The 13,432-nt window shown below is 60.1% G+C and carries 10 protein-coding genes and 1 tRNA gene; 5 read left to right on the top strand and 6 right to left on the bottom strand.

Translation table 11 applies throughout. The features are described 5' to 3' along the window. Positions 1-137 (bottom strand): IMP dehydrogenase (locus ABW043_RS11315; protein ID WP_353921319.1); only part of this gene is annotated, 137 nt, incomplete at its 3' end. 397 nt (positions 138-534) lie between these two features. On the opposite strand from ABW043_RS11315, the gene ABW043_RS11320 reads away from it, so the two are divergent. Together ABW043_RS11320 and ABW043_RS11325 are read left to right on the top strand one after the other, a co-directional pair. After that, on the top strand, positions 535-1,878 hold the full coding sequence (locus ABW043_RS11320) for an MFS transporter (protein WP_449396958.1): 1,344 nt from the start codon (positions 535-537) through the stop codon (positions 1,876-1,878). Positions 1,879-1,908: 30 nt separating this feature from the next. After that, positions 1,909-3,294 (top strand): MDR family MFS transporter, encoded by a 1,386-nt coding sequence (locus ABW043_RS11325; RefSeq protein ID WP_353921311.1) that lies wholly within the window; start codon positions 1,909-1,911, stop codon positions 3,292-3,294. Position 3,295: 1 nt separating this feature from the next. Here the strand turns inward: ABW043_RS11325 and ABW043_RS11330 are convergent, their stop codons facing one another. After that, entirely contained in the window at positions 3,296-3,643 is a 348-nt protein-coding gene (locus ABW043_RS11330; RefSeq protein WP_353921312.1) for a winged helix-turn-helix transcriptional regulator, read from the bottom strand. Positions 3,644-3,748: 105 nt separating this feature from the next. On the opposite strand from ABW043_RS11330, the gene ABW043_RS11335 reads away from it, so the two are divergent. Beyond that, a complete protein-coding gene (locus ABW043_RS11335; RefSeq protein ID WP_353921313.1) occupies positions 3,749-4,462 on the top strand; it encodes a glutathione S-transferase family protein in 714 nt (237 codons plus the stop codon). A gap of 16 nt (positions 4,463-4,478) precedes the next feature. Here the strand turns inward: ABW043_RS11335 and ABW043_RS11340 are convergent, their stop codons facing one another. Continuing rightward, positions 4,479-5,213: an RlmE family RNA methyltransferase gene (locus ABW043_RS11340; protein WP_353921314.1), complete on the bottom strand. Its 735-nt coding sequence runs from the start codon at positions 5,211-5,213 to the stop codon at positions 4,479-4,481. Next, positions 5,203-6,375: a Ppx/GppA phosphatase family protein gene (locus ABW043_RS11345; protein ID WP_353921315.1), complete on the bottom strand. Its 1,173-nt coding sequence runs from the start codon at positions 6,373-6,375 to the stop codon at positions 5,203-5,205. The genes ABW043_RS11340 and ABW043_RS11345 overlap by 11 nt, the downstream gene beginning before the upstream one ends. Positions 6,376-6,613: 238 nt before the next feature. Here ABW043_RS11345 and ABW043_RS11350 point away from each other — a divergent pair. Together ABW043_RS11350 and ABW043_RS11355 are read left to right on the top strand one after the other, a co-directional pair. Beyond that, positions 6,614-6,687: transfer RNA gene (locus ABW043_RS11350), tRNA-Gln, on the top strand. Between the two features lie 218 nt (positions 6,688-6,905). Continuing rightward, positions 6,906-8,918 (top strand): tyrosine-type recombinase/integrase, encoded by a 2,013-nt coding sequence (locus tag ABW043_RS11355; protein WP_353921316.1) that lies wholly within the window; start codon positions 6,906-6,908, stop codon positions 8,916-8,918. Positions 8,919-9,149: 231 nt separating this feature from the next. On the opposite strand, the gene ABW043_RS11360 is transcribed toward ABW043_RS11355, so the two are convergent. Beyond that, a complete protein-coding gene (locus tag ABW043_RS11360; protein WP_353921317.1) occupies positions 9,150-10,109 on the bottom strand; it encodes a site-specific integrase in 960 nt (319 codons plus the stop codon). Positions 10,110-10,742: 633 nt separating this feature from the next. Then, positions 10,743-13,432: DEAD/DEAH box helicase (locus tag ABW043_RS11365; protein ID WP_353921318.1), on the bottom strand; the 2,690-nt coding region annotated here is incomplete at its 5' end.

The raw sequence follows: 13,432 nt of genomic DNA on the forward strand, positions 1-13,432 counted from the left end.
TTGAGCGCTATGTCCTTGGTGACATAGGTCGAAATGTCGGTTTCAGTGGGCAGGACATCGGAGCGCGCGGGCTGGAGCAGCACGTCGTCGAACGTCAGAGCCGCGTCGCCGGTAATCGTGGTAATAATCTTCGCCAAGGCCAGACCCTTCCTGCCTTCTGAACATTGTCAGATCTATTCGAATATGAACCGGCGGGGAGTACTCGCGGGTTCAGGTTGGCGAGGGTCAATAGCATCGGCGCCCCGGCTTGCATAGGGGCGATACCGGGGGCAGCAATGCGCCTACCCATCTAGCTCAACGGTCCGGCCGGTGATATCAGGAGAAGGTTTGGCGCCGAGACTCCTTCCGGATGCCATTTCGGAGCAGGCGCAAACCTGTCCGGCGCCGGAGAATTCTGGCCGCTTTTGCCCAATATTCATTGGCCAAGCCTAAATCTTGGGCTCATAGTAATCGGGCTGCATCCCTCCTTGCACGATTCCCGGTTCTATACTCGTGATCCGCGTTACCCCGCTCATTCTTGCGGTCGCCCTGTTCATGGAACAGATGGACTCGACCGTCATCGCCACGTCCTTGCCCGCCATCGCCGCCGATATCGGTAGCGATCCGATCGCGCTGAAACTGGCGCTGACGGCCTATTTCGTGGCGCTCGCCATCTTCATTCCGCTCAGCGGCTGGATGGCCGACCGGTTCGGCGCCAAGAACATTTTTCGGCTCGCGATCTTTGTCTTCATGCTGGGGTCGCTTGCCTGTTCCTTTGCCTTTTCGCTCGAAAGCTTCGTGCTCTCGCGCTTCTTCCAGGGCATTGGCTCCTCGATGATGACGCCTGTGGGACGCCTGCTGCTGGTGCGCTCGACGCCGCGCAATGAACTGGTTTCAGCAATGGCGTGGCTAACCGTGCCGGCGCTGGTGGCGCCGGTGACGGGGCCGCTGATCGGCGGCTTCCTCACCACATATCTAAGCTGGCACTGGATCTTCTGGATCAATATTCCGATCGGCGTCATCGGCATCATCCTCTCGGGGATCTACCTGAAGGTGCCTGATGAGCGGACGCCGCGGCCGGTCGATCTCATCGGCTTCGTCATCGCTTCGGTGGCCTTTTCGGGCACCGTCTTCGGCCTCTCGGTGATCAGCCTCCCTGCCCTGCCGATCATCTATGGCTACCTTACCATCGCCGTCGGCGTGACCGCGGGTATTCTCTATTTCCTCCATGCGCGGCGCACGACCTACCCGCTGCTCGATCCAAAACTGTTCCGCCACAAGCTGTTCCGCTCCTCGATCACCGGCGGTTCGCTGTTCCGCATCGGCGTTGGGGCCATACCCTTCCTGTTGCCGCTGATGCTGCAGCTCGGCTTTGGGCTCAATCCGTTCCAGTCGGGCGCTATCACCTTCGTCTCGGCGATCGGCGCCATCATGAGCAAGTTCGTGGCTGAAAGGGTTTTTGCGCGCTTCGGCTTTCCGCGAGTGCTCGCCTTTGCCTCGATTTTCGGCGGCTTGCTGATTGCCGCACAGGGGCTGTTCACTGCTGAAACGGCGACGCCAGTGATGATGGCCGTGCTGCTCGCAGGCGGCGTTTTACGCTCGGTCTTTTTCACCGGCTCGAACGCCATTGGTTATGCCGACATCTCGGACGAAGAGGCGAGCCAGGCCACCGCCATCGTTGCAGTGTGCCAACAGCTATCGGTGGCATTCGGTGTCGCCGTGGCCGGCGCCATTCTCGAAATCAGCAGCCACTATACCGGCGGCCACCTATCGCTGGTGAATTTCCAGATCGCTTTCTTTGCCGTCGGCGGTCTTAGTGCCGTCGCGAGCCTTGTCTATCTCACCCTGCCCAAGAATGCCGGCGCGGACGTCTCAGGTCACCGCGCTTACAAGGAGTAGCGGCCCGGCCAAAACCGGACCGAAAAGCCAGTGTCTCGAACTACGCCCCTCATTCTGGCCACGGCCCTGTTCATGGAAAACATGGACTCGACCGTTATCGCCACCTCACTCGCCGCCATCGCTGCGGATATCGGCACGGACCCGATTTCGCTGAAGCTGGCGCTGACGGCCTATCTCGTGGCGCTCGCCATCTTCATTCCGATTTCGAGCTGGATGGCCGACCGCTTTGGCGCACGCCGCGTGTTCCGCGTGGCCATGCTGGTGTTCATGATTGGCTCGATTTGTTGCGCGTTTTCGAGTTCGCTGGCCCAGTTCGTCGGCGCCCGCTTTATCCAGGGCATGGGTGGCGCCATGATGGGGCCTGTCGCACGCCTCGTGCTGGTGCGCGCAACGCCGCGCCATCAACTGGTCGATGCCATGGCCTGGCTGACCATTCCGGCGCTGATCGGGCCAATTGTCGGCCCGCCCTTTGGTGGCTTCCTCACCACCTATTTCTCCTGGCACTGGATTTTCATCATCAATGTGCCGATCGGGGTTTTGGGCATTATCCTTGTCGGCTTTGCCCTCCCCAATGAACACCGCAACAAGCCGCGCAATATCGACGGGCCGGGGTTCGTCATGGCCGGCCTTGCCTTTGCGCTCTTCGCCTTTGGCTGTTCGGTGGTGAGCTTGCCTGCCCTGCCCCCGCTCTACGGCGTGATCGCCGCCATCGCCGGCATGGTGCTTGGCGCCTTCTACACCCACCATGCGCTGCGGACAGAGTTTCCGCTGCTCGACCTACGGCTGCTCGCGGTGCGGAACTTCCGTATCGCCATTGTCGCCGGTACCTTCTTCCGGCTCGGCCAGGGCGCGACGCCTTTCCTGTTCCCGCTGATGCTGCAGCTGACCTTCGGCCTCTCTCCTTTCGAGAGCGGCATGGTGACCTTTGTCGGCGCCATCGGCGCGCTGGCGGCCAAATTCGTCGCCAACTGGATGTTTGCCCATTGGGGCTTCAAATATCCACTGGTCTGGTCGACGGCGGTTTCCGCGGCAGGCATCGTCGCCATGGGGCTCTATACGCCCGAAACGCCAATCCCGCTGATCCTTGCCGTCCTCACCTTCACCGGCTTCTGGCAATCGACGTTCTGGACCGGCTCAAACGCCTTCACCTTCGCCGATATCGAGGACAAGGACGCCGGACAGGCCAATGTGATCAGCCAGGTCTGGGGCCAGTTGATGTTCGCCATGGGCGTGGCTCTTGGCGGCGGCACGCTGGAACTGGTGCATCGCCTGCGCGGCGGCGGCGAACTGGCGCTGATCGACTTCCACATCGCCTTCTATGTAGTCGCGGCCGTCGGCCTCGTCGCGACGGTGCTGTTCATGACGCTGCCCAAGAATGCCGGGCATCAATTGCTCGGCAAACCGCACGTGCATTGAGCTATGAGGAGACAGCGAGGCTAGCCTGCTTCGCCCTCTCCGGTCCGGTGGCTTCCCACCAATCGGCGAGCCCCTCGATGAGGGGCAGCAACTGCGCGCCGGCGGGCGTGAGATCGTATTCCACGCGCAAGGGATAGCTGGGAAAAGCCGTGCGCATCACCAGCCCAACCGCTTCGAGCTTGCGCAGTTCCATCGCCAGAATGCGGTGTGACACCGTGGGATTATCGCGCCTGAGATCGCTGAACCGCTTGGTCCCGTCCTTGAGATAGTAAAGCAGCAGGCCGGGCCAACGGCCGGACAGCGCGCGCATCACATCCTCGATGGGGCAGTTGGAAACCAGCGTCTGCATGATGCTCTCATGGTTACAAAAATGTCCGTAATTTACTTAGGGGCGGAGGTGGGTAGGTTCCAGCCCGCTGGCCAGCATCATTTGACACTTCTTGAAAGATGACCAATGGAACCGATCCTTGTCTACGGCCACCCGGCCGGTAGCTCCATGGGGCTCATTGCTGCCTTCGAATGGCTGGGCCAGCCCTATCGGCTCTGCCGCGTCGACATGCTGGGCGAGATGCGCGAACCGGGCTACGCGCAGATCAATGCCCGCCACGAGACACCCGCACTGATCACGCACGCAGGCCGGCCAATCACCGAGACCATGGCCATAGCCGCCTGGCTTGCCGCCCGCGATGGTGACCACCGCATCAGCTATTCGCCCGAAAGCGCCGATGCCGATCGCATGTGGCAATTGCTGGGTTTTATCAATACCGGCTTCACCGGCGCCTTCAGTCCGCTCTGGGCCGCGCTCGAAATGGAGCCGCCGAACCCGGTCTTGCAGGAGAATTTGCGCATCTGGGGCCGCGAGAGCGTTATCGAGCGGCACGACAAGCTCGAAGCCATAGTTGGCAATGGCCCCTATCTCGTCGGAGAAAGACCTTCGCTTGCCGACGCCGTGCTGATCGGCATCGCCCGCTGGCTCGATTTTCATGAGGTGGCCGATGCCCAACGCTGGCCAAGGCTCGCTGCCGTGCGGCGGCGCCTGGAAGCCGATCCCGCCGTCATCTTTGCGCTCGCCATCGAGAACGGCGAGACGCCGGCGGGATCAGGCGCGTTCAAGGGCCATGTGGCGCTTGCCGAGGTGATCGAGCGCTACGGCCAGGCGGCCGCCTGACTTCCGGGGGCCGCGGTCAGTCCGCGGCCTCTTCTTGCTCCATGTCGGCCTGCCCTTTGAAGCCCTTGGCCACGAGATAAGCCTCGGCCGACTCGCTGCGGCTGGAGGGTGGCTTGACGTGCAGGGTGGTCTTGAAGTGGCGCTTGAGCATGTGCAGCAGCTCATGCTCGGTGCCGCCCTGGAACACTTTTGCAACGAAAGCGCCGCCGGGATTGAGCACCTTGATGGCGAAATCGGCAGCGATCTCGATCAGGTGCACGATGCGCAGGTGATCGGTAGGCCGGTGGCCGGTCGTCGGCCAGGCCATATCGCTCATCACCACGTCGGCCTTGTGACCGCCCATGGCAGCAAACAACTGATCCGGCGCGTCCTCTTCGGTGAAATCCTTCTGCAGCAGGATGACGCCGGCAATCGGGTCCATTTCGAGATAGTCGATACCGACGATCAGCGGGTGTTCGGTGGTGGAGCCAACCGCCTTGGCGGCGACCTGCGACCAGCCGCCGGGCGCAGCGCCGAGATCGACGACCCGCATGCCCTTCTTGAAGAGCTTATGCTTTTCGTCGATTTCCTTGATCTTGAAGGCCGCGCGCGAGCGATAGCCTTCCGAACGGGCGCGGGCCACATAGGGATCGTTGAGCTGGCGTTGCAGCCATTTGGTGGACGAAGTCGTCCGCCCCTTGGCCGTCTTGAGCCGGATTTTCAGGTCCTTGTCGGACTTGCGGCCACCAGTGCCGAGCGCCTTATCCACCATTTGCGTTTCTCCGCTTGGGGCGGCTCGGCCGCTTGTGAACCTTATCTGCATCCATGAGAGAAATCAGGATGCCTTCGCGCAGGCCGCGATCGGCCACGCGGACCCGTTCCGTCGGCCATTCGCGCCGAATGGCTTCAAAAATGGCGCAACCAGGCAGCACCAGATCGGCACGGTCGCGCCCGATGCAGGGGTGGGTCACCCGCCGATCAAAGGGCATGTTGAGAAGGACGCGCATGATGTCGTCGACTTCCTGGCTCTTGAGCCAGAGGCCGTCCACCTTCTGGCGCTCGTAGCGTTCGAGCCCAAGATGCAGCCCGGCCAGCGTCGTGACTGTGCCCGAGGTGCCGATCAGATGCACCGGATGGGAAGCAATCATCTGGCGCAATTTTTCGCGGCCACGGAATTGCTTGAGATGCTCGGAGACGAAACCGACCATGGCTTCGAACACGTCGGGGGTGACATTGACCCCGCCAAAGCGCTCGGCAATGGAGACGACGCCGACCGGTAGCGATTGCCAGGAGCGGATCGAGGCCGACATGCGCCCCTGCGAGCGCGGCCGGCCGCCGCGGAAATCGAGCCAGGCGAGTTCGGAGGACCCACCGCCGATGTCGAACATGAGTGCGCCCTGAGCCGTCTCGTCTATGAGATCGGCACAGCCGGTCACGGCCAGTTCGGCCTCGGTGCGGCGATCGACGATCTCAAGCTCGAGCCCCAGCTCTTCCTTCACCCGGCCGAGAAATTCCGGGCCATTTTCGGCCGCGCGGCAGGCTTCGGTGGCGATCAGGCGCATACGGGTCGGCTGGTGGTCGCGCAGCTTGTTGCGGCACTGCTTCAGCGCTTCCATGGTGCGTTCCATGGCCGCATCGCCGAGGCGACCGGTTACCGAAACACCCTCGCCGAGGCGCACGATACGCGTAAACCCGTCGAGCACACGAAACCCATGTTCGTGTGGACGGGCGATCAGCAGTCGGCAATTATTGGTCCCGAGGTCGAGCGCTGCATAGAGCGGGCCGCGTGCGCGCCGAGGCGCATGACTTGTCCGCGACTCCGCCGAAGGTGGCGCAGCCGAACCCCTTGCCTTCCGATCCTGAGCGGAAGGCGTGCGGAGCGCCGTGCCGGTCCGGGGGACCGACAAGGCAGCGGACCGATTCGGATCGGTCACCTGATTCTCCTGACGCTGCGCGGTCGCTGGCCGGTATTTCCGGCCGCGCCCGAGGCGCAGCTTTGGTGTTGCATTGTTGAAAAAGACGCTACTTCAACGCTGAGCCAAGCGCAATGCACACATTGGTTGGGTAAACTTGCACCATCCCCGCTTGCAATCCGTTTCGGCTTTGTCTAATGAGAACCCGCGCCGCCAACGAGGCCCTGCTTTGTAGGGCGGCCAAGCCAGCAGGCTATGCTGGGGAATAGTTCAATGGTAGAACAGCGGACTCTGACTCCGTCGATCTTGGTTCGAGTCCAGGTTCCCCAGCCAATTTTTTAGCAAAACTCAATCAGTCCAGTAAGTTAGCGCCAATGCCGCCGGCCAAATTGCGTGGTTTCCCACCAGTTTGGCCACCGAGTTGGCCACCAGATACGATTCGACGTGGGAAGTCGCTGGGGAGCGCATTACCCACTCAAAGCTGTCGATCTGGTTCATTTGGAGCATGTTTCGACATGCGCACTGGACACTATACGCGCCTAAAGGGACGCGTGACCTACTTCCGCCGCAAGGTGCCCGAGCTTCTTCAGGAAAGGCTTGCATCTACGGAAATCTGTTACAGACTTGGTGTCATATCTTCGAAGTTGGCAGAGCGGCTCGGCCGCAGGTTGGCAGTCGAAGTTGACGATTTCTTTGAGCGTGCCAAGTCCGACCCTATGTTGAAAAGTGCAGACCTAACAAAGCTTGTCCAAACTGCTCTTGCGGGCTGGCGCGAGGACGATGCCATAGATGTGGCGTCCGACGTCCAGCGATATGGCCGCCCCCTACTTGACCCGAGAGAACAGGCCACGGCGTGGGCGGAACTTGCGATCGGGATCATCGAGCAAGTTGGCAAAGGCATTAGCGTTTACGACACCGCCTTCGTCAGCCACACTGCCCGATCCGCAGGCGTGGCGACTGGAGAAGACCAAGCCGCTCTTGCTACCGGTGGCCGTGCGCTTAGCCTTGGGCTTGCCACACACTATCTCAAATCTGCAGTGGCAACCGCCTCAATGCACGGCCTTGCAGTGGGCAGAAGAGGCCTTCCTGTCGGAGACTGGCAAGGTAGACTTTTCGCTCTGGAAGCTCATCTCGGTCTCGACCAAACCGCTCAAGTGGCGGGTTCTAAGAACCCAGTGACCGTGCCGCCTCCAGTAGCCAGCGAGAGCATCGCAGCGAACGCGATAGCGACGGTGCCCAATCCTTGGCGCACACCGGCAGGTCAAGTTTCTTCCCGGCATGCAAACACTGATGATTCGAGCCACATGCCGTTCTCGGCACTGATGACCAAGTGCATTGCAGTCCGTATTGCCGGCATTGAAGTCGGTGAGGGGTACGATGAGGACGTTAAGTCGAGCAAACGTATATGGCTTGAGTCGGTCGGCGATCGACCAATCAGCGACTACAAGCGTGATGACTTTCTGACCTTTAGATTGACGCTCCAACAGGTTCCCAAATCCTATTGGAAATCTGAGGCGTCACAAGACCTCTCAATTCTGGAAATCATCGAGCAGTCCAGATCCAAAGCACACGCCGAGTGGGCAAAAACTGCGCCGCCGGAGAAGCTCAAAGACCAATCTGCAATTGAACGAGCAAAAAGCAATTACGTCCGCATCAGCAACACCACCATCAATCGGCACATGAGCGCCATTGTTCCGGTGTTCGTTTGGGCGTTGGCCAACGCTCACCTTCCCGAAGATACGCGAGTGGTCTGGAATGATCTGGCCCTCCCCACCGGCGTGTCTGTGACCGGACTAAAGCCAAACGAAGAGCGGCCTGCTTTCTCGCTGGATCAGGTTCAAAAAATCGCCGAACACCCGGTCTGGCTTGGCCGGAAGTCGGAGTATTTTTACAATTCTCCTGGCCTGATAATCGTAAGAGACAGCCTCTATTGGGGGTTTCCCATTGCCTTGCTGCACGGAATGCGCCGTGAAGAGTTCGCGCAGCTCCGCGTTCGCCATGTTCGGCTTATCGACGGGATATGGGTGTTCGATCTTCATGCGCGTGACTTGAAGCTGAAAAACGGACCGTCCAGGAGGTATGTGCCTCTTCATAGCTGGCTGCTCGCACTGGGATTTGTCGAGGCCATGGTCGAAGGGCGAGATCTAAACGAAAGACTGTTTCCTGACCTTGCAGACGCAGGCGAGTCAGACAAGTTCGGCGACGCGCTTGGCAAGCGCTTTGCCAGGGTGCTCGAAGACCTCAGCATTGTCGTTATGCGAAAGAACAATACCGAGTCGGACGGTGCCTACCATCCGCTTCGTCACCGCTTCATTACGGATCTCCTCACGGCGGGCGTACGTGAAGGAGTGGTTGACTACCTAAGTGGTCACTCATCGGGAGCGCGTGAAAGGGAGCGCGAGCGTGGTCGAGCGGGCGAACGAAGCCGCTATACTGAAGATCCGCCGATCGCGGAATTGAAAGAAGCTATTGAACGGCTTCCCGTTGCAGTCGACTTCCAGCCTTGGATTGAAGCATGGCACCGCCTCGGGCGGGAGGCAGCAAAAACTCGGCGCAAGAGTTAGGGCTGAACGGTGTCTACGACGATAAGCGCGTCTCCTTAAGTACCCTGTGCCGCTCGGCCGCTCCGACCGCCGATCGGGGCTAAGAAAGTCAACGGTTGAGCGGAGCCAACATCGGGTATGCGCGAAGGATCGATCAAGAAACGTATGGCGTTGCCCGACGCCATACGCCTCCTCTGACCTTCACGGTCCGAAGGGCGCTGAATAAGAGGCACCAAAGATTGGTTGCGATAATCAGCTGGATGGTTGGCGACCGCCAGGCTCATGCTCTTCATCGAGATCAACGCCATCTCCTGCGCGCGGTGCCCGCTGAGACATGACAGAGGCAACAGCTTCATTCAGCGCTCTGGTTTGATCTTTTGAACGCCGTCGATACTCATCCCACAAAGCTTTCGACTCATCCGGGGCCGAGGAGACGTTAACGGGCTGGGGCATGGGAGAAAGGTCGAATTCCTGGTCAACCGACTTATGGATGCTTTCGTCGGAACTGACAGCGTGATCCAATGCCGCGGCCGGAGTAACTATAGCGTCTTCTGGTCCCCATGCGGACGCCGTGCGGATGTAATGAGCTGGGCTGCGGCGCGAAAAATGCCCAGCCATCCGCGCTATCTCCTCCGTCGTGTAACCCGCAGCGGCCCAAGTCGATAGCGCTGTGTGCCGAAAGCTAGACGGGGCAAGCCGCCTGACCTCGACCGCTTCGCAGGCTCTTGCGAGTGTTTCCGCAAGAATGCTTAGCCAAGCTTCATACCCACCCTCTTCGACCTCACTGGTAACGATGTCCAGCAGCGCGGCGAGCGCGACACGGTGCTGGAGTTGCCAATGCCGCACATCAAGGCCACGATAACTAGATTGGTCAACTGCACGCTTTGCGTTTGGTAACACGAGATGCCCAGCAACGACGGTAGCTCCAAGTAACTCCACCGGCCGCGCACCTAGGCGTGGCATGAGTACGCAATAGAATGCAGCCGCCGCCATCCGGATCCGATTCAGTTTCAGAGAGCGTTCTTTCAGTCGAGTGAACACTTTCACAACCGCGGCTTTGGGCGGATCCTTCCACTTTTTGCTCGCCGTATGTTTAGCGCTGGGCCGACCTCGCAGGGCGTCGACGGCGTCATCCATCTCTGTCAGAAAGCCGGCAACCTGGCGCTCGCTGAAGCTACGCGGATCAACCTTCACGACCTCTAAAACCGCCATGCGGAGCTGTTGGCGCCATAGTCCCGCAGTGCCGCTTGGTAGATTTTCGGGGTACGCGCTGACGTATCTGAACAAGGCTTCGAGAGGCCGAAGGGTCGGAGACTGCCGCTGGGCCCGCTCGATTTTTTTGAGAGCTTCCGTTCGGTACCTGTCCAGGGTTTTAGCGGAAGCCATTGTAGAACTTCGATAGTTTGCATATTACTCCATGGTTTTTATCATAGCCCTCCCTATTACTCCATGGTTTTTCTGGCGAGTATGGCGGGCCCCGGACTTTGACATGCGGCAGGTCACCACGGACCGCGATGCTGAAGATTTCGACCGGCATGGCAATCAAGTGGGGCGCCGGCTATTGCAACTCGGCATGCCACATACTGTATGGGCGATCGCAACGACGAATTGAGAACCGGCAGCGGTCCGTCCGCTTTTCGGATGATGAGCGAGAAAGCAGACGTACAAGCCACCGCAATGAATAGACCGCGCCGACGCCTTTCGATCTACTCGCATCCTATGAATACAGGACGACAACAGATCGAGCCGCGTTCCTGACTGTTAAGGCTGACGCTTTTGGGATTGGCCGTAGGTCGCCTATTGTCTGACTGCGTGGGTTGGCAGGATCTCGATGGTACGTCTGTGCTATGGTTCCTGCCGGTGTGGCAGGTAGGGCTCGCCAGTTACTTGCCGCTGATCGACTGAAAGCTCGAAGCGGAAGCGTGACGGTTGGTCGTCCCAATCAGCCGGACGCTCGCTATGCGCGACCGCGTATCCGGCGGAATCGATCCAGCTGAGGCCGTCGTCGCCCGCCAGCGGGAAAACGCTGAGCTGGCGAGAGAGATAGTCGCGCGCCGATCGCTCTAGCCGCACATCAAACGCTATAATAGTGGATGTTCGCTTGGGCGGCGCAGGTGGGCGTCGCGCTTCGACCCAATCACGAACGCGCCTGGGATCGAGCTTTTCGTTCGCTGGGGTCTCGTCTTCGAGCTGAGCGTAATAATCCTTGGCATCTGCTTCGGCCTGCGCACGGTCGCGAGCGTTGCCGCGGGCGAGCAGGAAGGCGGCTACGGGATCGAGTGTTCCCCAGTTCACTAATTCCTTGAGCCAAAAGCCGATCCACGGCAGGCCCGTGCGCGGCCAGTCTTCCATGGTAAGCGCATCGACCGGGCCTGCCCCATCGCCTTGATCCATCAATACGCCGATTAGGCTTCCGAGGCCCCAATTGCCTCGATAAATAAAGTTTTCAGAAACGAAGGCGAACCACGGGCCGAGGTCTTTGGGCTTGGGCTGCTTCTTGAGGCTGCGTTTTAACAACCACCAGCGCAGCAGCCTCTCCCAGTCAGTGAAAGGCGTCCGCTTGCGACCTAGCTTGGTCGAAATGCGAAATGCCGGCACCTCGCCCAGCAGGGCGATAACGGAGCGGACAAACTCAAACTGTTGCTCAACTGTTCGATCCGCATAGTCGACGCCAGCCTGCAAAGTCATGCGGATCTCCTCGACACGATCGAGGAGAATCGATCCGGAACGTGGTGGAAGGCTCGTTTTGTAGAGCTGCCGGCGGTGATTACGGTCAGGATAGAGGCTTGTGATCGCACGGCCTCGTGCGAGCCATGTATGCGAGAGACGGCTCTCCTCATCGGCCGCCACATGGGCATAGGTTCGTCGCCAGAGCGCGGACAGCTCGACCTCAAGTTCGCCGGCGCTGAGGCTCGCGCTGCGTATTTGTTCGACTTCCTGGATGGCTGCGATCAACAATCCGTCGAGAGTGTCGAGCAACGTCTCGCTATCGTCTCCTTCTCCGCCGCCGTCACCATCGACGACGGCCGTTTCCTCGAGCCATTTGGTGAACTCGTCATCGTTGTCGCTGCCACTCAGTTCCTCCCAAGCGTCTCGCAGTCGCTCCAGCAGGATGGCCAGAGCGCTGTTGGCCGTGCCTTCTTCCACTGAGAGGTCACCAGTTGACGCAAGGTTGGTTGCCTCTTTCAGCTCATCGACGAGCTTCTCGTAACCTTCCCAGGTGCGGTTCCATACCGGTTTTCGGCTACGGCCCTGATATTCCCGTTCAGGCAAGACAACAAGAGCATTGCCTTCGGTAGCGACGCCAGGCCTACCCGCGCGCCCAATGAGGTTCGAGAACTCATTGGCCGTGAACAGGTTGTTCGACCGATGCACGCTCGGGATGAGCAATGTGTTGACCGGGATGTTGACGCCTTCGGACAGTGTCGAGGTCGCGATCACCACCCGGACATTTCCGCGATCGATCGCCACCTTTAGCCGACGCGCCAGAAGGCCTGGCATTTGGCCATGATGGACGGCGATGCGATGGACCAGCAGTCGATATTCAAACGAGTCCTTCGTAAAATAGTCCACTGCCGCCTCGAGGCAGCTTTGCCAATGAGGATCGTCGTCGGCGACCGACCAGTAGTTGGGGAGAGGCACTTCCGCCTCGATCCAAGCCTCAAGCAGATCGGCACAATCCTCAGCGAAGGAACTGACGTTCTGCGTCAGCGATATCATCACTGTCGGCCGGGTGGCGTCGGGGCGTTCAGCGGCAAGGTGGAGCGCGGCCCAAAGGGTCGGACCCCGCAGCGATTTCTCGACGCCAAGCGAGCTGTCGACTCCGCCGGGAACGGACGCGAATGGCCTTGGAATATATGGACGGTCATCGGTGCGTTCGTCCTCGAACTCAAGCGTCCGACCGTCCATCAGATCATAGCGAATGTCGAATTGGCCACTGCGCGAGACCTCAAGCCTGCCAAGCATCTGGCGTGTGCTACGGTAGGTCGAGCTGATCGGACCGCCATCCTCGTCGCTCGACAGCCAGGATGCGATTGCCGGCGCCGCCTTAGCTGCGACCGCCGAGAGCGCGATAATGCGGAAATTCTTATCCTCTTGCGCCCGCAGCAAGCGGGCGCTTAGCTGCTCAAGCCTCAGTGCGCGTGAGGTGCCGTCGGTAACCGCATCCGCCCGGTTTGGATCCTGTTCCACCATATGCGCCTCGTCAATGACCACAAGACGAACGCGGTCGAGTAACAGCGTTCCAAGATAGCGCAGGAGGGCGTCGGCCTTCTCGAAGGTGCAGATCACGACGGTCGGCTGATCAACTTGAACCCAAGCGTCGGTCGGTCCCCAATCGGTGCCGCCGTAAAGACCGGTGACAACGACCGGCTCCGCCGCAATGCCTCTCAGGTCCTCCGCGAAACGAGTTTCGACCTCGGCAGCAAGCGCGCGCGAAGGCACTAAATAGAGCACCAAATTTTCTGCGAGTAAGGGCGCGGGACGGGCGGCAAACAAGCCCTGGACGGCACCCAGGGTTGCGATGGTCGTTTTAC

The organism is Devosia sp. (genome assembly GCF_040509215.1).
GTDB lineage: Bacteria > Pseudomonadota > Alphaproteobacteria > Rhizobiales > Devosiaceae > Devosia.

Bases quoted from the DNA above. Each gene is read 5' to 3' on its own strand.
- ABW043_RS11320 (WP_449396958.1), top strand. From the start codon at position 535: ATGGAACAGATGGACTCGACCGTCATCGCCACGTCCTTGCCCGCCATC.
- ABW043_RS11330 (WP_353921312.1), bottom strand. From the start codon at position 3,643: ATGCAGACGCTGGTTTCCAACTGCCCCATCGAGGATGTGATGCGCGCG.
- ABW043_RS11335 (WP_353921313.1), top strand. From the start codon at position 3,749: ATGGAACCGATCCTTGTCTACGGCCACCCGGCCGGTAGCTCCATGGGG.
- ABW043_RS11340 (WP_353921314.1), bottom strand. From the start codon at position 5,213: ATGGTGGATAAGGCGCTCGGCACTGGTGGCCGCAAGTCCGACAAGGAC.
- ABW043_RS11360 (WP_353921317.1), bottom strand. From the start codon at position 10,109: ATGGCGGTTTTAGAGGTCGTGAAGGTTGATCCGCGTAGCTTCAGCGAG.